This is a genomic window from Bacteroides sp. AM16-24 (assembly GCF_003471885.1).
GTDB lineage: Bacteria > Bacteroidota > Bacteroidia > Bacteroidales > Bacteroidaceae > Bacteroides.
In genome coordinates this window covers 104713-126005 of the sequence record NZ_QRKI01000014.1, presented here as the reverse complement: position 1 = coordinate 126005, position 21293 = coordinate 104713, and the positions used below count along the sequence as shown (strand labels likewise).

11 protein-coding genes are annotated in these 21293 nt (G+C 41.0%); 10 read left to right on the top strand and 1 reads right to left on the bottom strand.

The features are described 5' to 3' along the window. Positions 1–6 precede the first annotated feature (6 nt). From porU to DW182_RS15975, 9 genes are all read left to right on the top strand, one after another. Positions 7–3846 (top strand): type IX secretion system sortase PorU, encoded by a 3840-nt coding sequence (porU, locus tag DW182_RS16015; RefSeq protein WP_118296164.1) that lies wholly within the window; start codon positions 7–9, stop codon positions 3844–3846. Between the two features lie 74 nt (positions 3847–3920). Then, entirely contained in the window at positions 3921–5096 is a 1176-nt protein-coding gene (gene porV / locus DW182_RS16010; protein WP_021967681.1) for a type IX secretion system outer membrane channel protein PorV, read from the top strand. Between the two features lie 451 nt (positions 5097–5547). Next, entirely contained in the window at positions 5548–6168 is a 621-nt protein-coding gene (locus DW182_RS16005) for an RNA polymerase sigma-70 factor (protein ID WP_118217011.1), read from the top strand. Positions 6169–6242: 74 nt separating this feature from the next. Then, positions 6243–7250 (top strand): FecR family protein, encoded by a 1008-nt coding sequence (locus DW182_RS16000; RefSeq protein WP_118296163.1) that lies wholly within the window; start codon positions 6243–6245, stop codon positions 7248–7250. 136 nt (positions 7251–7386) lie between these two features. Next, positions 7387–10776, top strand: a complete 3390-nt coding sequence (locus DW182_RS15995) for a SusC/RagA family TonB-linked outer membrane protein (protein WP_118296162.1) — start codon at positions 7387–7389, stop codon at positions 10774–10776. Positions 10777–10811: 35 nt separating this feature from the next. Next, on the top strand, positions 10812–12665 hold the full coding sequence (locus DW182_RS15990; RefSeq protein WP_225663101.1) for a RagB/SusD family nutrient uptake outer membrane protein: 1854 nt from the start codon (positions 10812–10814) through the stop codon (positions 12663–12665). Between the two features lie 51 nt (positions 12666–12716). Further along, a complete protein-coding gene (locus DW182_RS15985; protein ID WP_118296190.1) occupies positions 12717–14333 on the top strand; it encodes a sulfatase in 1617 nt (538 codons plus the stop codon). A gap of 236 nt (positions 14334–14569) precedes the next feature. Next, positions 14570–15049 carry a 2-C-methyl-D-erythritol 2,4-cyclodiphosphate synthase gene (ispF, locus tag DW182_RS15980; protein WP_118296161.1) on the top strand — a complete coding sequence of 160 codons (480 nt, stop codon included), beginning with the start codon at positions 14570–14572 and terminating at the stop codon, positions 15047–15049. A 40-nt stretch (positions 15050–15089) separates the two neighbouring features. Beyond that, positions 15090–16106: a metallophosphoesterase family protein gene (locus DW182_RS15975; protein WP_118296160.1), complete on the top strand. Its 1017-nt coding sequence runs from the start codon at positions 15090–15092 to the stop codon at positions 16104–16106. Between the two features lie 117 nt (positions 16107–16223). Here the strand turns inward: DW182_RS15975 and DW182_RS15970 are convergent, their stop codons facing one another. Then, complete coding sequence (locus DW182_RS15970; RefSeq protein WP_118296159.1) at positions 16224–17750, bottom strand: alpha-N-arabinofuranosidase; 1527 nt, start codon at positions 17748–17750, stop codon at positions 16224–16226. Positions 17751–18004: 254 nt separating this feature from the next. Here DW182_RS15970 and DW182_RS15965 point away from each other — a divergent pair, with 254 nt between their 5' ends. After that, a complete protein-coding gene (locus tag DW182_RS15965) occupies positions 18005–21289 on the top strand; it encodes a TonB-dependent receptor (RefSeq protein ID WP_158580812.1) in 3285 nt (1094 codons plus the stop codon). Positions 21290–21293 lie beyond the last annotated feature (4 nt).

The following is a 21293-nucleotide window of genomic DNA, read 5'->3' as shown; positions in this document are numbered from 1 at the left end:
TACGATATGTTTATCAAACGTTGCTGGTTGCTTTGTTGCTTTATTGCTTTTCTTCTTCCGGTTTCAGCGCAGGAATTCATTACGCTGAACTGGCAGGAATTGTCTTCTGCACAGACGCTTCCTGTGGTGACGCGCGAACTTCCGTTAGGGAACGACTTCCGTTCCTTTACTTATCAGGTAGAAATTGAATTTCCGGAATACCAGAAACTAAGCCGGAATGAGGTGACAGCATTAGAGATACGGCTCGACAGTTTGCGTCAGCTACCTAATGAAAATGTTGCTTTCCGGGAAGGTTTACCGGCATCTCCGCAGATAAACTCTTTCACAAAAATCTCTGCACATCATGGTTTTCTCTCCATAAGTTTTGTCCCTGTAGTTTTTCGTGAAGGAAGCTACCAACGGCTGAACTCGTTCAAGTTATCCGTGAAATCCTATCCAAAGAAAGATGGAATAGGAGAGGGAACAGCCACTCGAGGCTCGGGAACAACTTTAACCAGAGCTTCTTTAAAAGATTGCACTACTTCGCTTCTCGCTTCAGGTCGTTGGACAAAGATAGGTGTGAGAAATACCGGAGTCTTTAAAATCACGAATGCCGAATTAAAGAAGATGGGATTCTCAAGACCCGAGAAAGTCCGCGTATTTGGTTATGGTGGTTATTTGTTATCCCAGCGTTTCAATGAACATCCGGCAGCAGATTTACCCGAAGTTCCCTTGCTGCGTTTGTCAGACGGTGTGTTGTTTTATGGTCGTGGCACTGTATCCTGGAAACCGAGTTCCGATAACACTTACTTTGTTCGCGAACGTAACTTCTATTCCGATGAAGGTTATTATTTCCTGACTGACCGGGAGGATATTCCGGAAATGGAAGTCGAAGTCCTTTCTTCTTTGAAAGAACCTTCTACCAACAGGTTGACGGCCTTTAATTCCTATACTCTGCATGAAAAAGAGGTATATAGTTGGGCAAGTACCGGCAGACAACTATATGAAGATTATGATTATGCGACGGGTAACACCAAGAATTATACGTTGAGTTTGCCGGGTATCGTTCCGGAAGATTCTGTATGGCTGACCACAGTTTTTGCTGCCCGTTCCATTGGAGCATCTACCTATTATTCGGTTGCAGTGAATGGTAAGGCGAGAGGAAATGCTACACTGGCATCCATATCTTCCGACAATCAATATTACACTAGAGCTACTTCTGCCTCCATAAGTACCTCCTGGCTGGGTACAGAGTCGGAGAATACTGTAGTGACCGTTACCCATACCCGCCCTTCCGGGACATCGGGGCGCCTGGATTATATTGCTTTGAACTATATCCGCTCGCTTACGCTGAATGCTGCTCCTTACCTTACTTTCCGTTCTTTGACCTCCATCAATAAAGAGACGACATTTGTACTTTCCGGTGCCACAGCTTCTACTGTTGTGTGGGATGTCACCGATCCCGCAAATATTTGCAGGATGGAAGGCAGCTTTGCAGGCGACACATATACGTTTACCATTCCCGCAGGAAAATTGCGTGAGTTCGTAGCCATCACTCCGGAAGCTTCCGGCTTTGATACGGTAGAAACAGTCGGGAATATTGCAAATCAAAATCTGCACTCTTTGGGAGCCACGGATATGATTATTATTTCTCCCGACCGGAAAGACCTGATGACACAGGCGGAACGGCTGGCACAAGCACACCGTGAAAAAGATGGCCTGTCTGTTCTTGTTCTTGCTGCTCCGCAAATCTACAATGAATTCTCTTCCGGTACACCGGATGGAACGGCTTACCGTCGTTTGATGAAGATGTTGTATGATCGTTTTCCGAATAAGGCTGAAAGTCCTAAATATTTGTTATTTTTCGGAGATTGCAGTTATGATAACCGTATGCTGACTTCCTCCTGGAAGAATTATCGGCCTGAAAACTTTTTGCTATCTTATCAATCGGAAACCTCTCTTGAGGAAACCTCTTCCTATGTAACGGACGATTATTTCGGCTTTCTCGATGATGGAGAAGGTGAAAATCTGTCAGATGCCATGCTGGATATAGGTATCGGGCGTTTCCCGGTTCGCACGGCTGCTGAGGCAAAAGCTACTGTTGATAAGACCATCGCTTATATGGAAAATAAGCATGCAGGACCGTGGAAACACACCGTTTGCTATGTGGGCGATGACGGGGATGGCAGACTGCACATGTCCCAATCTGAAATCCTGGCAAGTTATACAGAACGGAATTATCCTTCCTTCCTTGTTGAAAGAATCTATGCCGATGCTTTCCGTCGCGAATCTTCTGCTACCGGAGAAACTTATCCCGATGCAACAAAACGCCTATTGCAATTATTCGACAAAGGCATGCTGGTAGTCAACTATACAGGGCACGGAAGTACTTCCGCCTGGGCAGAGGAGAATCTGCTGAACATGGGAGATATTACCAAGATGACATCCCCACGTCTTCCTCTATGGATAACAGCTACTTGTGACTTTACCCGTTTCGACGATATCCAGACTTCCGCCGGAGAGCAGGCATTCCTGAATGCCAAAGGCGGGGCTATTGCTTTGCTCACCACTTCCCGGGTGGTATATGCTGCGCAGAATTCTATTTTAAACCAGGCTTTCCTTCGTCATATCTTTTCCCGCCCTGAAGGTAAACGCCTGCGACTGGGAGATGTTATGCGGCTTTCAAAGTGCGATGCATCTTTGGCTACTGACAAGAATAAATTGAATTTCTCTCTGATCGGCGATCCTGCCTTGACCCTGGCATATCCTGATTATCAAATCCTGGTGGATGAATTTGCCGGAGTGAATGTAGCAGAAGAAACAAACACCTATCCGCAGGTGAAAGCCGGTAGCAAGATTACTGTAAAAGGACGTATCCTGACTCCCGAAGGTGCTTTAGCAGAAGACTTTACCGGCACAGTGCATCCTACTGTACTGGATAGTAAGGAAGAAGTAACCACTCTTGATAATCGTGGTGAGGGGGCTTATACTTATACGGAGCGCAGTAAAACTCTCTTCTCAGGCAGTGATTCGGTTCGTCAGGGGCGGTTTGAGTTTACTTTCCCTGTACCGTTGGATATCAATTATTCCGATGAAGAAGGCTTATTGAGTCTTTACGCTCTGGATGCTGTTCACTCTAATGAAGCGGGCGGAGCTTTCGACCGTTTCTTGGTAGGCGGTACGGATGATGATGTTTCTTTGGCAGATACGTTAGGCCCTAAGATAACCATTTATCTGAATACGCCGGACTTCAGTTCCGGTGGACAAACCAATACTACTCCCTTGTTTGTAGCCGAGTTAGAAGATGCGGATGGTATCAATACGGTTGGCAATGGTATCGGGCATGACCTTTCGCTTAGTATAGACGGCAGTGCGGTGTCGACTTACAATCTGAATGATTATTATACTCCGGTAGCGGGAGATTATACCCGGGGTACAGTGCATTTTTCAGTGCCCGAACTTACGGAGGGGAAACATATATTGTCATTCCGTGCTTGGGATTTACTGAATAATTCTTCTACAAAGACTTTAGAGTTTGAGGTGGTTCGAGGGCTACGTCCCGGTCTCTTTTCAGTAACTTGCACACAGAGTCCTGCCCGTGAAAGTACTACATTTATTCTTTCTCACAATCGCCCCGGTTCCACACTTTCAGTCCGTATGTCCGTGTATGATTTTGCCGGGCGGGAAATGTGGACACAGATGGAGAAAGGAATATCTGAAGGACAAACCTACTATGTAGAATGGGATTTGTGTAGTAACGGTGGGCAACGCCTGGCACCGGGTGTTTATCTATATCGTGCTTCTATTGTCTCTGATGGCAGTCGTGAAAGTACGAAATCACAGAAAATCATCATCCTGTCACAATAAACAGGGGGATTCTCTGTTTAATTAGTATTAAAAAGATATTCTTCATCCGCAGATGAAGAATTAAATGATATCGTATGAAGAAATACATCTTACCATTAATCATAGCTTTCTTGTCCGTACACCTTCTTGCTCAGGACAAGAATCAGTTTAACCCTGTTAATACCGGTGTTAACTCTCTAGGGATTGCCCCTGACTCCCGTGGTGGTGGTATGGGAGATGTGGGCGCGGCTACAGATCCGGATGTGAACTCCCAATTCTGGAACCCGGCAAAGTATCCGTTTACTATCAGCCGTGCCGGAGTGGCGGTTTCATATACTCCCTGGTTGCGTAAGCTGGTGAATGATATTGACTTGGCATATCTGGCAGGGTACTATCGCATCGGAGATTATCAGGCAGTCAGCGGTTCTTTGCGCTATTTTTCTTTGGGGGAAGTACCCGTGGGATATACCGGTGACGAGAATTCTCCGGGATATACGATTAAACCTTATGAGATGGCGGTGGATATAGCTTACTCACGTATGCTTTCCGAGCGTTTCTCTGCAGCGGTTGCATTACGGTATATTTACTCCGACCTGGCATACAGGGAAGACGAAGAAGTTTCTGCCGGTTCCGCTTTTGCTGCCGACATTGCCTTCTATTATACAAATTACGTCATACTTGCCCAGCGTGAGTGCATGCTTTCTTTCGGATTGAATGCTTCTAATATCGGTACGAAGATTTCTTATGATAGCGGTAATACCAGTCAGTTCCTGCCTACTAACTTGCGTTTGGGTGCTTCTTTACTGTTCCCGATAGATGATTACAATACAATTGGAGTTAGTTTCGACGCCAATAAATATATGGTTCCCACCCGTCCTATCCGTGGAGAAGACGAGTCACAGGAAGAATATGAAGAACGTCTGGACCGTGATTATAATGATATCTCACCCATTAAGGGTATTTTCAAATCTTTCAGTGATGCTCCCGGTGGTTTCAAGGAAGAACTGCAGGAGATACAATGGTCGTTGGGATTGGAATATACCTATCACGAACAGTTCTCCATTCGTGGTGGTTACCATTGGGAACATGAGAACAAAGGAAACCGCAAGTATTTCTCTTTCGGAGCAGGTTTCAAGATGAGTGTGTTTTCACTGGATGCTGCTTACCTGGTATCTACAGCACAGAGCAATCCACTCGACCAGACACTTCGCTTCACGTTAGGTTTCGACCTTGACGGAATAAAGGACTTGTTCGGACGTCGTAGAAGATAAATCAGCTCATAACTTTATTCCTTCTTTTCAGATAAGAATTATCTTACTTCACCTTTATAAGCACACAGTTGTCTTTCATGGAAGTTCAGTTTACTCCAAATGGTAACTTTAGTAACTCCACACGGTAACTCCATTTACATGCCGTGGTAAAGACCGTTACATGCCGCGGTAAAGGTCGTTACAATAAGGGGTAAAGGCCGTTACATGCGGCAGTAAATGCTTTTACATCTTGCAGTAAACCGTCGGTAAATGCTATTGATTGATTATCAGTAAACTAACAAGAATAGAATTACAGAGCACTGAATCTTGTCTTTTTCAGTGAATACTATCCACAGACGATTGAATTCGCATAAATTAAATTTGGAGGCAAAGATAAACAGTTATATCTTTGTCTCTCAGATTCAGTCATTGATTCCTGAATAGTTGTATGGAATAGTATGAAATGAAAAAAATGATTTTAGAATCGGTGAAAGACACAGAAGATATCCATAGCCTCTTAACAATGATTCAAGAGGAAAATACATTGGCATTCAATATGTTCTATGAGATGTATTATGACCAGGTATTTCGCTATACTTACTATTTTCTGAAAGATACAGAATCTTGTCGGGAAGTAGTTGCTGATGTTTTCTTTGCTGTATGGCAATCGCGCAAAAGACTAAAGGATATAGAAAATCTGGAAGCTTATTTATTTATATCCGTAAGAAACGAGGTTACCCGTTACAATAAGAAAAATGGCAGGCAAAACCGTGTCTCATTGGATGAATTACCTGTCCAATTGGAAATCACAGAAGAAGAATCTCCTTACGATAAGATCTCTTATAAAGAAATGGAGCAGCTATTGGGAAAGATTATTGGCGAATTGCCGGAAAAATGCCGTTTGATATTTCTTATGGCTCGTCAGGAGCAATTAAAACCCAAAGAAATAGCAGAGAGACTTTGCATTTCGGAAAACACGGTGCGCGTACAAATGAAAATTGCTATAGAAAAGATTATCAAGCAAATAAAACCCTATTATCCGGACTTGACTCTTTCTCTATTATGGTCTTTCTTTTTCTCTTCTATTAGTTAAAGAATTTAAAAATATGGGATGCCTTTTAAATGAAATCCCATCAAGCCTACTCCTCAATTTAGAAACAATTAATTATGAGCGAGGAAAACAAATTTATTGATATTCTACGAAATGAATTAATTCATGACATCAGTGATCGTGAAAAAGCGATGTTAGAAGACTGGAGTCATTCTAATGATGATAATCGTAGTTTCCGCCAGTTGATTCGTGAAATGAAACTTTCTTCTGAAATCGAAAAGAAAGAAGAAGAAATGAAATCCTATATCTTGCAAGAAGTTCATAAACGGATAAACAGGAGCCGATACATCAGGCGTCTTCTAAAGATCAGCACTGTGGCCGCTTCTATTGCAATTCTATTGGGAATGACCGGCTATTTTTCATATAAAGAAGGTTTCAATCAAGTCAACAGTCAACCAATAGAGATGTCTAATCCATTCGGTATGTTATCAACAATCACTTTGCCCGATGGGAGTAAAGTCATTTTGAATGCCGGAACTACAATCACTTATCCCAATGCTTTTGTCTCAAAGAACAGGGAAGTCGAAATAAATGGAGAAGCTTTCTTTGAGGTGGCTCATGATGCCGAGCATCCTTTTATAGTGAAGGCTAATCAGATTAACGTTGAAGTATTGGGTACACAATTCAATGTAAAAGCATACGAAGAAGATGACTGGATTGAGGTTTCTTTATCAGAAGGAAAAGTTGAGGTGCAGAGTAAAGACAAGAAAAGAAGAATCTTCCTGTCTCCTGGAGAACAAGCATATTATGATAAGCACAATCATTCTTTGACTACACGTACAGTGGATATTGCCCATTATACATCGTGGAGAAACGGGATCTATTATTTCAGGGCACTTCCTTTGAAAGAAATAGTCAAACAGCTTGAACGTATTTTCAATGTAAATATTTGCATAACCTCTTCTAATATTGAGGATATTATTCTGACCGGCGACTTCTTACGAGGTGAGAATCTGGAGCAAATATTGCGTGTGATAACTGCAGATAAACGTTTAAAATACAGGATTGAAGAATATATGATCTATATAGATGAAAATAAAAGAGCTCGGAAAAGAATTTATTAACCCTAAAAAAAATGCCTATGATGAAGTGATATAGTAGTATGGAAAAAGCGAAAAATGCGCTAACATTTTTCGCTTCAGTTAAGACTAAAGTCTGTAATTGTTCATGGATTTACAAACCTAAAATCAATACAAAAATATGGATTTAAATTTAAAAAATAAACACCCTCGTCGTATTTATTATCTATTTCTTGTAATTATATTCTTTTTGGCATCTACGGAAATAGCTTATTCACAGGTAAAGAACCTATCTCTCCACTTAACAAATGTAACGTTAGAAGAAGCCTTGGTGCAGATCAAGCAAAAGGGAGAATATTCTTTATGGTATCGCAATGAGGAAATCAACCTGAAGAAAAAAGTATCCCTTGATATTAAGAATGGCAGCATCACCCAAATTTTGGATGCTCTTTTTAAAGGGGAGGATTTGGGATATATAATAGAGGATAAGCACATCGTTATTTTTAAAGCAGATGAAAAGAGTAAGGCCACTCAGCAAACAGGCAAGCGAATTACGGGTATAATTAAGGATAATACCGGAGAGCCGGTCATTGGATGTAATATCATGGAAAAAGGAACATCAAATGGTACAATCACCAGTGTGAATGGAGACTTTTCCCTGAATGTTGCGGAAAATGCGGTTCTACAGATTTCTTATATCGGATATCTTACCCAAGAGATTCCTGTAAAAAATAATCAGAATATAACAGTCACTTTGCAGGAAGATTCACAAATTCTGGACGAAGTAGTTGTTGTGGGTTATGGAGTGGCAAAGAAAAGTGACCTAACCGGATCTATTTCTCAGGTGAAAGCGGAAAGTATGCAAAACTATACTCCATCCAGTGTTGGCGATTTATTGCGCAACAGTATTCCGGGTATGAGTGTGGGATACTCTGTTTCAGCGAAGGGAAATAGTGATATGATGATTCGTGGTGACAATACGTTGACTGCCGGATCGAGCCCTCTGATTATTGTCGATGGAGTGATCTATAATGGTGATATTTCAGATATAAACCCGAATGATATTGAGAAGCTGGATATTATGAAAGATGCAAGTTCCGCTGCGGTTTATGGTTCGAGAGCCACCAATGGAGTGGTCGCTATTACAACCAAGAAAGGAAACTCTCAAAAACCTGTTGTCAACTTTAATGGAAGTATCGGTATAGCTACTACAGCGAACAGGGTAAAGCCGTATGATAAAGATGGATTTATTAAGTGGCGTTCTGATATGTTTAAGTCAGTTTATAGTGCAACTGTACCACAGACTCCTTGGAGCCCTTTTGATGATCCGCGTACGATAGATTCTCAATATTTGGATCAATGGATGGCCTACCATAGTACCACACCGGATAATCTGGTAGATGCCTGGTTGTCGGGACTGCGACTGACCGGATTGGAGATAGAGAATTACAAAGCGGGAAGAAGTATTGATTGGGAAGACTATATTTTTCATAATGGTCCGAGGCAGGATTATAACATAAGTCTTTCCGGGAAAAAAGAAGATTTTTCTTATTACTGGTCATTGGGGTATATGTCGAATGAGTCATTAGTAAAGGGAGATGAATTTTCTACCATACGTTCAAGGGTGAATATAGAGGGGAAACCTGCCCGCTTTTTGAAAGTAGGTCTGAATGCCCAATTTTCTTATCGTGACGAAAGCTCTGTTCCCGCAGATGTGGATCAGTATACCAAACTCACTCCTTACAGTTCCTTTTATGAAAGTGATGAAGAAACATTGAAATTGTATCCTAATGATGATAATCAAGCAAAACATCCTTTATTAAACTCTACATACAGGTCGCGGGAGCAGGAATATTTTACCTTTTTTCCTAAAATCTATGCCACTCTGGATTTGCCATTTGGAATTACTTATACGGTGAATTATACCACCCGGTTTGTCTTCTATCATAACAACATACATGATTCTTCTGAACACCCGGAATGGAAGTTGTTCGGAGGACGTGCTTCGCGTGAAAATTCTTTGAGAAGAGAGTGGCAAGTCGATAACATTATAAACTGGAATAAGACTTTTGCGCAAAGACATAAGGTAGATGTCACCTTACTGGCAAATGCAGAAAAATTCCGTAATGATACGGAGAAAATGAGTAACCAGAACTTTACTCCGAACGATATACTCGGATATCATGATATGGCTATAGGTAATTTGCCGGAACTTTCAAGTAATGATGAGGTCAGAACATCGAATGCTCTGATGGCCAGACTCAACTATGGTTTCATGAACAAGTATTTATTGACTTTATCGGTACGGAGGGATGGATCGTCTTTGTTCGGATATTCCAATCCTTATGCTACCTTCCCGGCCGCTGCTTTGGGATGGGTGATTTCAGAAGAAAAGTTTTTCAAAGTGAAGTTTGTTGATTATCTGAAGTTAAGAGCATCTTGGGGAATAAATGGAAACAGGGACATTACAAATTATGCAGCTCTGTCTAAAATGCTTGCTGAAAAATCATTGAATACCGATTTAAATGGAAATCCGATTACAATTCCTACTCTGGAAATAAATACAATGGGAAACAAAAAGCTTAAATGGGAAAAGACAGAGGCTTATAACCTGGCTTTGGACTTCAGACTATTTAATGGCCGTTTAAACGGAACCGTAGAAACCTATTATATGTCGACCACGGATGTATTGGTAAACAGAGAACTTCCTACCATCACCGGATACAAAAGAGTGTACGCCAATTTGGGAGAAATCAGAAACAAGGGATTCGAACTTTCTCTGAGCAGTATCAATATGAGGCAACATAATTTTGAATGGACATCCAATTTGATCTTCTCATTAAACCGGAATAAGATTATTACTATAACCGGTGAAAAGTATGATGTTTTTGATAAAGATGGTAACTTTATTGGGCAAAAAGAACCGGATGACAAGACCAATAACTGGTTTATCGGTCAGGCAAAAGATGTGATATGGGACTATAAGATTCTGGGAACCTGGAAGATCGGACAAGAAGAAGAGGCTGCCAAATGGAATCAGGCACCTGGTGACTTCAGGTTGGAGGACGTAAATGATGACGGGTTGTTGACAGATGAAGACAAGCAATTTCTGGGATATAAAACCCCACGTTTTTCGTGGACTTTGAGCAATACTTTTACGTTGTTTAATGACTTTGAATTCTCTTTTGTTCTGTATTCTCTCTGGGGGCATAAGGGGAGTTATAATTTGGCAAAACATGCAGATCATATTGAAGATCGCTGTAACTCTAGGGATATTCCTTATTGGACTCCTGAAAATCAGTTGGATGATTTTGCCAGATTGCGCTCTGCACCTGCAAAAGGAGTCGATTATTCAGTATGGTTCGATAAGTCTTATATACGTTTGGAAAATATAGCCTTAGCTTATAAAGTTCCTGCTAAGTTCTTGAAAAAGACTCCTATATCCAATCTTAAACTAACACTGAATGTAAAGAATGCAGCTATGTGGGCAAAAGACTGGAAATTCGGTGACCCCGAAGATGGAATGCGTTCACAGAGAATATTTACTTTTGGATTAAATATGACCCTTTAAGTTCTAAATTAAATTATATAGACATGAAAACCATTATGAAATATAAAACAGCGATATTGTCATTTACTGTCTGCCTGTTTAGCTCATGCGGATCAGATTTCCTTGATCCTAAGCCACTCTCTTTTTATGCTCCTGAAAATGCATTGATTGATGAGGCTGGATTACAAGCGGTATTGGATAAAGCAATGACGACTTTCAGAGGAGAATTTTGTGCCGATCAAGCGCCGTTCTGTACAAATATGAAATATTCGGATATAGCTGTAGACGGTACAACCGATAAAGCGACTCCATGGCAGGATTTGAACAATCAGATGCTTCCTGATGGAAAAAACAACGATTTGGCATATACCAAAATCGGATGGTACTGGGATAATTCTTTTATCAACATTAAAAACTGCAATACGATTATAAACAGAATCGATGAAGCTACATTCAAATCGGAAGAATCGAAGAATGCGCTATTAGGTGGAGCCTATTTTATAAGAGCCTATCGCTACTATATGAAAACCTTGCAATATGGAGATGTACCTTTGGTCTTGGATGAACTTACTGAACCCAAAGTTGACTATTACACCACCACAAAAGAATCCATCTGGCTGAAAATGATAAAGGACCTGGAGTTTGCCGTACAGCATGTTCCCGAAGCTAATAAAGTAAATGGTGGACAGGTGACCAAAGCTGCCTGTAAGCATTTGCTTGCTAAGTACTACTTGCTTGAAGGAAGATTCGATGATGCTATCCGAATTACAACCGAAGTGATAAACGGTGGAGTTCATAAACTCTGCACTGAACGGTTCGGATCAGATAAAAGCATTGCCAATAAAGATGTAGTATGGGATATGTTCCGTATTGAAAATAAAAGTCTGCCGGAAAATACTGAAGGTCTATTGTTAACTATCGATAGATATGGTATGGAAGGAAATACGAATGGTACTAATGTCATGCGTAATGCACTTCCTTATTTCGGACTGACCGGAGTTATTAAAACACCCAATGGAGCGAATGGTTTGTCGGATGCAGCTAAGAATGAAATCGGGCTTGTGGAAAAATACGGCAGAGGAATCAGTCGTATCCGTCCCACTTGGTATGCACAAAAAGGTGTATGGATTATCAACCAGGTGGAAGATTTTTCAGATTACAGGCATCGGACAGATAATGAAAACTGGATGACTATGGAAATGTTGGTCTATAACAATCCTGCGCTGAAGAAAAACGGAAATGAATGGTATGGAAAGAATCTACAATTGTATAATGATCAGGGAAACATTTTATGTAACGATACCATCAGATGCTGGTTTAGCTGGCCAAATTATAAAACCTGGTATCCCGATCCTGATCGCGTACAACCACAGGGAGGTCCGGGCGACTTCTATATTTTCCGTTTGGCTGAAACCTATTTGCTCAGGGCAGAGGCTTATGTATGGAAAGGCGAGTGGCAGAAGGCTGCCGAAGATATAAATACGATACGGAAAAGAGCCAATGCACAATATATGTATTCGGCTGCGGATGTTGAAAAGCAAAAGATAGGTGCCGTATTGGATGAAAGAGCGAGAGAACTGTACTATGAAGAACCGCGTAAAGTGGAATTAACGCGAATGGCTATTATTTATGCCCGGACAGGAATTCCTTGTTACAATGGGAAGACGTATACGATGGACAGGCTGACGGAAGATAATTTCTGGTACGACAGGGTAATAGAAGTCAGTGACTTTTATAATAAAGGTGTACGGACTCCATACGGAAACTATTTCACTTGTTCACCTTTCCATATATTCTGGCCTATTCCTTCGTATGCCATCAATACGAACTCCGGGGGAATCATCAATCAGAATAAAGGGTACCCTGGTACGGAAAAGAACATTCCTCCTTTGGTATACGAGGGTGATTAAAAAGAATAGAAGAATAAAATCAAAAATAATATGTTTTTAAATAACGATCCTATGAGATATATAACTGGAGCTGTGCTACTTTCATTAAGTTCGGGGGTACTTGCTGGAACTAAAGGAAAAGAAGAACCTGCCAAACGTCCGAATATCTTATTCGCGATAAACGATGACCAAAGTTATGCACATACCAGTTTTGCCGGTAGCCGGTTTGTAAATACACCGGGATTCGACAGAGTGGCTTCTAATGGAATCTACTTCACAAATTGTTATGGCGGCTCTCCGGGGAGTGCACCTTCCAGAAGTAGTTTGGTAACAGGGCGCCATCACTGGCAAAACAAGCAATCCGGGCAGCATGCTTCTTCCTGGATGAAAGAGCATGTTCCGTTTGTCGACCTTCTGGAAGCAAGCGGATATTACACTGGTTTTACAGGAAAAGGTGTAGACCCTTTCCAATATGCACGGAACGATCAGGATACATTATGGAGAAAAGGAAACGCTGCCGGGCATCCATTCAATAAACATAAATATGAAAAAAACATTTCTTCGGATTTGCGTACGGCCAAAGGAATTGGATTGACGAACTATTATGAGAATTTCCGTTCCTTCATGCAGCAACGTAAAGACGGACAGCCTTTTTATTTTTGGTATGGAGCTACCGAGCCTCATCGCGTCTATGAAAAGGGTTCATGGAAGCGCAATGGAAAAAGCCTCGATCAGGTAGATGTCCCCGGCTTTCTTCCCGATTCGGAAGAAGTGAGAGGAGATATGCTGGACTATGCCGTAGAAATAGAATGGGCTGATTCGCATTTGTCTAAAATGCTGGAATATCTGGATTCAATAGGTGAACTCAATAATACAATTGTTATAGTAACGGCAGATAATGGTATGCCTTTTCCCCGGGCAAAAGCCAATTGTTTTGAATATGGGGTACATGTTCCTTTCGCAGTTAGTTATCCGAAAGGTTTTCCGGGAAAACGCCGGGTAGATGATCCGATTAGCTTTGTGGATATTGCCCCTACCATTTTGGAAATAGCGGGAGTGAAACCGGATGGAATGCTTCCTATCTCAGGACGAAGCTTTATGAATATACTTAAATCGAAAAAAGAAGGAATAGTAGATCAGTCGAAAAAGTATGTGTATATGGGCCGTGAGAGGCATTCTTCTTCCCGATGGCAGAATTTAGGATATCCGCAGCGTGCTGTCCGCAACCAGGATTATCTGTTAATCTGGAACCTTAGACCGGAACGTTGGCCTGCCGGAGCTCCTCAGATGCTAAATAAGAAAACGGGCGAACTATGCCCCATGTACGGAATCGGTGAAGATGGTACCTTCCATCCCGATTGGGCATTTACTGATGTGGATGATGCACCTTCTAAGACGTTTCTGATAGAGAATCATAAGGACCCCGTTATTCGTCCTTATTTCGATCTGGCATTTAATAAACGTCCTGAGTTTGAGTTGTATTGTATTGGTAATGACCCGTTCTGCCTCGATAACCTGATAGGCAAGAAGGATTATGCTGAGATTGAAAATGAACTGAAACAAGCTTTATTAGAGGAACTGAAACGATCGGAAGATCCCCGCATAGTAGGACCTGATAAAGAAATATTTGAATCCTACATCCGGTACAGTCCGATAAGGGAATTTCCTAAACCGGACTGGGCAGAATGATTTGATTGCTGGAGGGGTGTCCTCGTTTCTAGATACCTCTCATTTCTTTATTTTCCCAAAGAGGATGTGTTTTTAACAGATCTTCTTTGGGAATTTTAATCCAACACTTTTTTAGATCTATGTCGGTTGCCTTATATAAGACGAAAAATTGCGTAATTTGTGTTCTGTCTTTATTCCCCATTTGCTTTTTTTCCGTACTTTCGTGCATCCATCCAATAAAATTAAAGAAGAACGATATGAAAATACGTGTAGGCTTTGGCTTCGATGTACACCAGTTGGTGGCAGGGCGTGAACTTTGGTTAGGCGGTATCCGCCTGGAACATGAGAAAGGATTACTCGGACATTCGGATGCCGACGTGCTGATTCATACCATTTGCGATGCCTTGCTGGGAGCCGCCAATATGCGTGATATCGGTTATCATTTTCCCGATACCGCAGGAGAGTTCAAGGATATAGACAGCAAAATATTACTGAAGAAAACCGTAGAACTGATTGCAACCAAAGGTTATTCCGTGGGCAACATTGATGCAACCATCTGTGCAGAACGCCCCAAACTGAAATCCTATATTCCTGCCATGCAGCAGACGCTTGCCAAAGTAATGGGAATAGATGAAGACGACATTTCCATCAAGGCTACTACTACGGAAAAGCTTGGTTTTACCGGTCGCGAAGAAGGTATCTCAGCTTATGCAACAGTCCTGATTACCAAAGAATAATTGATTCTGACCTGATAACTACCTAAAACTAATCACTAACATGAGGAGAATCTCTTTAACCCTTAGTCTGGCTTTTCTGACAGTTCTGTTCTGCCAGGCACAGGTTACCCCTTTAAAGTTTAACAAGAACGGAGAGTTTAAAATCGTCCAGTTTACCGACATCCATTTTCAGTATCACAATCCAGCTTCAGCCATTGCCTTGAAGCGTATCAACGAAGTGCTGGATGCCGAACGTCCCGATTTGATTGTTTTTACCGGAGATGTAGTTTATGCACCGCCTGCTGATACAGCCATGCGAGCCGTACTTGATTGTGCTTCCTCCCGTAAGATACCTTTTGTCGTGACTTTCGGTAACCATGACAACGAACAAGGCAAAACGCGTGCCGAATTATACGATATTATCCGTTCCATGCCTTACAATATCCAGCCCGACCGCGGTAGCGTTGAGTCTCCCGATTACGTCCTCACCGTGAAATCTTCGGATGGTAAGAAAGATGCCTCTGTGCTCTATTGTCTCGATTCTCATTCGTATTCCAAGTTGCCCGATGTGAAAGGGTACGACTGGCTCACGTTCGATCAGGTAAACTGGTATCGTCAACAAAGTGCAGCTTTTACCGCCAAGAATAACGGAAAGCCTTTGCCGGCTTTGGCATTCTTCCACATCCCGCTGTCCGAATACAACGAAGCGGCTTCTGATGAGAACGCCATTCTTTATGGTACACGTATGGAAAAAGCTTGTTCAGCTGCTATAAATACCGGTATGTTTGCTGCTATGAAGGAAGCAGGTGATGTAATGGGTACTTTCGTCGGACATGACCATGATAATGACTATTCAGTCATGTGGAAAGGTATCGTACTGGCTTATGGACGTTTCACAGGTGGTAATACGGAATATAACCATCTATCTAATGGTGCACGCGTAATTGTGTTGAAGGAGGGGGAACGTACCTTTACTTCCTGGATACGCCTGAAAGGTGGTGAGTTAAAAGATAAAACAGTCTATCCCGATAGCTATGTGAAAGACGACTGGCGTAAACGTCCGTTGGTTACGGAATAATACTGCAAGGAAAGTATATATTCAAATAGTTGAGGCTGAATCAAAAATCCTAGTTTGATTCAGCCTTTATATGTTATGACAATCTTATAAAGAATGATGTCATTTTGTGAAAGAGGATTACTTTACTTTTACAATAATCTGTGTGAATGATCGCGGAGCAAATGAATATGTTATTTTCTCACCGGAAGTTTTTATTTCTTCTTTCTTTATATCAACGTTCTGTTCGTTTACAGAGTTTGTAATATTTGTGTTTGCTCCTGATACAATATTGGCTGTCGCTTTTTTATCGAAAGAGCCGGTTTGAGAAAGGATATCAGCTGTAATAGCTTTGTCTTTATTACGGTTAACGACGTTGATCACTACTTCGTTCCGTGAAGGTTCGTAAGTGGATGAAACGTCCAGATAAGGAACTTCTTTATATTTATCAGTAGAATACGCTGGACTTTTTATGTATATGTCCAGTGCTTTTCCACGGCAGTTATTGGCAAAAAGATAGAGTGGGTAATAAGTGGTTTGCTTCCATAATTTATCATTGTCAACACGCATCGGAGCAATGACATTTACTAATTGTGCCATATTGGCCATCTTGACAATGTCACAAGTACGTAAGAATATATTGAGGTATTGAGCTACAATAAGAGCGTCCTGTAAATCATATATTTCCGATAGGGTATTGTCAGTACCTCCGAATGTCCGAGTCCATGCATTCCATTCGTCGAAAGCTATAAAAACATCTTTGGAAGAACGATTCTTCATTTTCGCTTCCTTTATCTGTTGTTCTACAATACGGATGTAGTTCTCTACTTCAATAGTATTTGTCAGATATGTGTAGTAATCTGAAGTGTTGTGCGAATAATGATGAAGAGAGATGTAATCGATGTAGTTATACATTTCGTCCAGTATTGTCCGGTTCCATTTATTCCAGTCGGCATCGTAATTGCTTGAACCGCTGGCTATGAGCTTGATGTCTTTATCAATCCAGCGCATTAATTTTGCTGTTTCTATTGCTATTTTAGAATAATCTTCGGGTGATTTGTGTCCCATTTGCCACGGACCGTCTACTTCATTGCCTAACCCCCAATACGTTACTTTATGCGGTTTTTCAAATCCATTTTTACAGCGAAGGTCTGAGTAGTATGTTCCTTTCTCCACATTGCAGTATTCCACCCAATTTCGTGCTTCATCCAATGAACCGGTTCCCAGATTGACACAGAAATAAGGTTCCACTTTTGCTTTGCGGGCAAATTGAATGAATTCATCTGTTCCTATCATATTACTTTCTTTACCTCCCCAAGCTAGGTCAATCCGAGTAGGGCGTTTGCTACGCTCTCCAATACCATCTTCCCAATGGTAACCTGAAACGAAATTCCCTCCGGGCCATCGTAAGATGGAAACTTTTAACTCTTTTGTCTGTTCGATGACATCTTTGCGAAAGCCATCTTCATCTGCTTGAATAGACTTCGGATCATAAATACCTCCATATATACCTTGTCCCAGATGTTCCGAAAAATTTCCGTATAGATGAGGATTAATCTGGTCAATTATGCGATCTGTGTCTATTTTTATAATTGCTCTTTCTTGAGCAATCGTATCATTGGGAAATAGAAATAAGAGAGAAGCAAATAATAAATTATAATTTTTCATAATGGTTGAATTAATAGATTTATAATAATACGGGAGTGTTGTTAACCGCTGCAAACATACATATAACACTCAAAAGTAATCATTCAAAAAATACTAGAAATCATTCAAACGCCTCAAATAACAGATTATTGATACTTAATGACGGCTTATTTTTACTTGTATTTGAATGAGGGGGATATCTTTGCATTACGATGTTGTTAACCCTCGTTAATGTTTTTATTGAACCTGTTTTATTAATCTTTAAAACTAATAAGATGATGAACGATTTCTTTAATAACAAGCTTGGCTTGTTAAAATTTATTCTCTTATCAATAGCCTTTGGAAGTTTCTTCGTATCAGAAGGCTATGCAACGACAAAGTCTGTTGCTATTACTCAACAAGAGAAAACTGTAAAAGGGAAAGTTACCGATGACAATGATGAACCTTTAATAGGGGTATCAGTACGGGTTGCCGGTACGAGTGCAGGTACTGTTACTGACTCTGATGGAATGTTTCAGTTGAATGTTGCTGGTTCCGATGTTTTGGAGTTTTCTTATGTAGGCTATAAAACTGTAAAAGTTACAGTTGGAAATAAACCATTTCTTTCTGTCATATTGAAAGAAGATCAGGAAATTCTGGATGAGATTGTTGTGGTGGGATATGGGACTAAACGTAAAGGGAGTATTGCTGCGGCAGTTACTACTATTGGTACAGAAGATATCGCCCGTACTACTTCTTCGACTGTTTCTGGAGCATTGGTTGGTAAAATAGCCGGTATCACTACCCGTCAGAAGTCGGGACAGCCGGGTAGCGGTACTTCTATTCAGATCAGAAATATGGGTACTCCTCTCTTTGTGATAGATGGTATTATAAAAGATGAGGCGCAGTTCAACAATCTGGATGTAAATGATATTGAGAACATTTCTATATTGAAAGACGGGGCTGCTGCCATCTATGGAGTAAAAGCGGCCAATGGAGTCGTACTGGTTACTACAAAAAATGGCTCTAAGAATCAAAAGGCTGCTGTAACTTTGGACTTCAATTACAGTTGGCAATCATGGACTTCTTATCCCAGAATGTTGAATGCGTATGAATGGCAATATGCTAATTATATGAAGGAGGCTAATCTGGGTACCCTGTCAGTTTCTCCGGATGTGGCTAGAGCTGAATTGGAAAAATGGCGTACGGGATATTATAATCCTGAAACCGGTGAAGACTATCGTGGATTTGATTGGAGAGATAACTATGTTAGTAATGCAGCACCGCAATCTTACATACATGCAAACCTGAGTGGCGGTGGAAATAAGACAACCTATTATTTATCAATCAGCAATATTGACCAGGATGCAGTTTTCAAGGACTATAATTTTCAGCGTACTAATATTCAGTCTAATTTCAATATTGATATCAGTGAAAAACTGAAGTTAGGTTTCCGGTTGAACGGACGTTTGGAGAATCGTACTAATCCAGCTCTTCCGGGTAGTGATGATTATGCAAATGCCCGTCAGGCGGTTTTTAATCTTCCGCCCATTTACCGTCCTTATGCAAATGATAATCCCAACTATTTGAATAATGTACCCGGTGCTTCTGGTCTTAACCTGGCTGCACTAACTATTGATAATGCAGGTAAATCAGATAACAATACTACCGTGGTACAGATTGATTGGGATATGGAGTGGAAAACACCCATTAAGGGGTTGACGGGAAAAGGCATTTTCTCCTATTGGACCTCTCAGAATAAGGTGAATAATCTGGAGAAAGGTTGGAAAGAGTATACTTATGACAGGGCTGCGGATGAGTATATTGTGGCCTATGATAAGTCAGCAGCTAATGAAACTTGGATGGAAAGATTTGATACGACTATCAAAGAATTTTCCGGGCAGTTTCTGCTAAACTATGACAATATGTTTGGTAAACATCATGTAACTGGTGTAGGTGGTTTTGAGTTTACCAAACGGGATTATCATTCGCTAAATGTACAGCAACATCCGGTTGAGAATGAGTTTATAGATCTTATTTCAACTAATGATAACAACTTGGTAAGCGAGAATAAAGCTATAACTTCTACAGCTAGCTGGGTATTCCGTGCAGGTTATGATTATGAAAACCGTTATATTCTTGATTTATCGGCCCGTTATGATGGTTCATGGAAATTCCCGAAAGGCAACCGATGGGGCTTTTTCCCCTCAGTTAGTGCGGCATGGCGTATTTCGGAAGAGAACTTTTTTAAGAATTCATCCGTAAGTAGTTGGTTCTCGAACCTGAAGTTGAGAGCGTCGTATGGTATGATGGGAGATGATAATCTGGGCGGTTTATATCCTGACTTTGCATACCTTTCCGGGTATACTTATTACAAAGGTCAGTCACTTATGCCTGATGACCCGTTCAGTTCTGTGAAAAGTAAAAAAGTAATAGGCTCGGCACCTAAGGGAATTCCTGTAACCACCATTTCATGGATGAAAATTAAATTGATGAATGTCGGTATTGACTTTGGTTTCTTTGATAATCGACTTACAGGAGAGTTTGACCTCTTTAAACGTATGCGTGATGGTATTCCGGGCACACCGAGTGATATTATGTTTCCGTTGGAGACAGGTTTGAGTGCTTTGCCTGAGAATATGAATTCTGATATGACGGTAGGATTCGATGCATTTGTGAAATGGAATGATAAAGTTGGAGATTTAAAGTATAGTGTTGGGGCTAATATAACATTTGCCCGACAGAAAAATGGTAAACGCCATGGAGAAATATTCGGTAATGCATGGGATAAATATCGTTGGGCACAATCCAATCGCTGGTCCAATGTAGTGCTCAATACAGATCAGGGTAATGCCGGAGGTGTATGGATGTGGGAAGTAATCGGTCGTTTTGAAACACAGGAACAGATTGATAGTTATCCGGTTGATCAGGACGGTCAAAACAATGCTACTGTTCGTCCAGGTGACGTAATACTTCGTGACGTCAATGGTGATGGAATTATCAATGATTTTGACGAACGTCCTCAAGCCTATGCATCGGCTGACTGGCCCTGGGATTCAAGTACATCCAATAAGAATCCGTTGATTTCAATGGGCATTAATTTAGGATTTGAATGGAAGGGGGTTGATGTGGCTGCTGACTTTGCCGGTGGTTTTAAAAATACATTTGTTGCTGACTGGGATTTGAAGTGGGGTGTAACGCGCAGCGTGAATGGATATTACTATAACAATATTGACGTATGGAGGCATGAAGATATTTTTGATCCGAAGTCTCCTTGGATTCCAGGGAAATTCCCGGCCTTGCGTGGACAGGAAAGTCATTCGGGGCGTTGGTGGAACAGTTTCTATACGAGAGAAGTTAATTACCTGCGTCTCCGTAATCTTGTAGTTGGCTATTCTTTACCCAAAAACTGGATAAGAAAGGTAGGTATGGAACAATGCCGCATATATTTCCAAGGAACCAATCTTTTCTGTCTGAGTTCGTTGCATGATTATGGTTTTGATCCTGAAATTTCAACAGTGAATGGTCAGGACTATCCGCAACATAAGGTATTGACATTAGGTGTTAACGTTAAATTTTAAAAGA

What these genes read in the sequence shown, in the direction of transcription:
- DW182_RS16000 (WP_118296163.1), top strand. Translation starts at nt 6,243, where the DNA reads ATGAGCGAGGAAAACAAATTTATTGATATTCTACGAAATGAATTAATT.
- DW182_RS15970 (WP_118296159.1), bottom strand. Translation starts at nt 17,750, where the DNA reads ATGAAAAATTATAATTTATTATTTGCTTCTCTCTTATTTCTATTTCCC.
- porV (WP_021967681.1), top strand. Translation starts at nt 3,921, where the DNA reads ATGAAGAAATACATCTTACCATTAATCATAGCTTTCTTGTCCGTACAC.
- DW182_RS15990 (WP_225663101.1), top strand. Translation starts at nt 10,812, where the DNA reads ATGAAATATAAAACAGCGATATTGTCATTTACTGTCTGCCTGTTTAGC.
- DW182_RS16005 (WP_118217011.1), top strand. Translation starts at nt 5,548, where the DNA reads ATGATTTTAGAATCGGTGAAAGACACAGAAGATATCCATAGCCTCTTA.
- DW182_RS15985 (WP_118296190.1), top strand. Translation starts at nt 12,717, where the DNA reads ATGAGATATATAACTGGAGCTGTGCTACTTTCATTAAGTTCGGGGGTA.
- DW182_RS15995 (WP_118296162.1), top strand. Translation starts at nt 7,387, where the DNA reads ATGGATTTAAATTTAAAAAATAAACACCCTCGTCGTATTTATTATCTA.
- ispF (WP_118296161.1), top strand. Translation starts at nt 14,570, where the DNA reads ATGAAAATACGTGTAGGCTTTGGCTTCGATGTACACCAGTTGGTGGCA.
- DW182_RS15975 (WP_118296160.1), top strand. Translation starts at nt 15,090, where the DNA reads ATGAGGAGAATCTCTTTAACCCTTAGTCTGGCTTTTCTGACAGTTCTG.
- porU (WP_118296164.1), top strand. Translation starts at nt 7, where the DNA reads ATGTTTATCAAACGTTGCTGGTTGCTTTGTTGCTTTATTGCTTTTCTT.
- DW182_RS15965 (WP_158580812.1), top strand. Translation starts at nt 18,005, where the DNA reads ATGATGAACGATTTCTTTAATAACAAGCTTGGCTTGTTAAAATTTATT.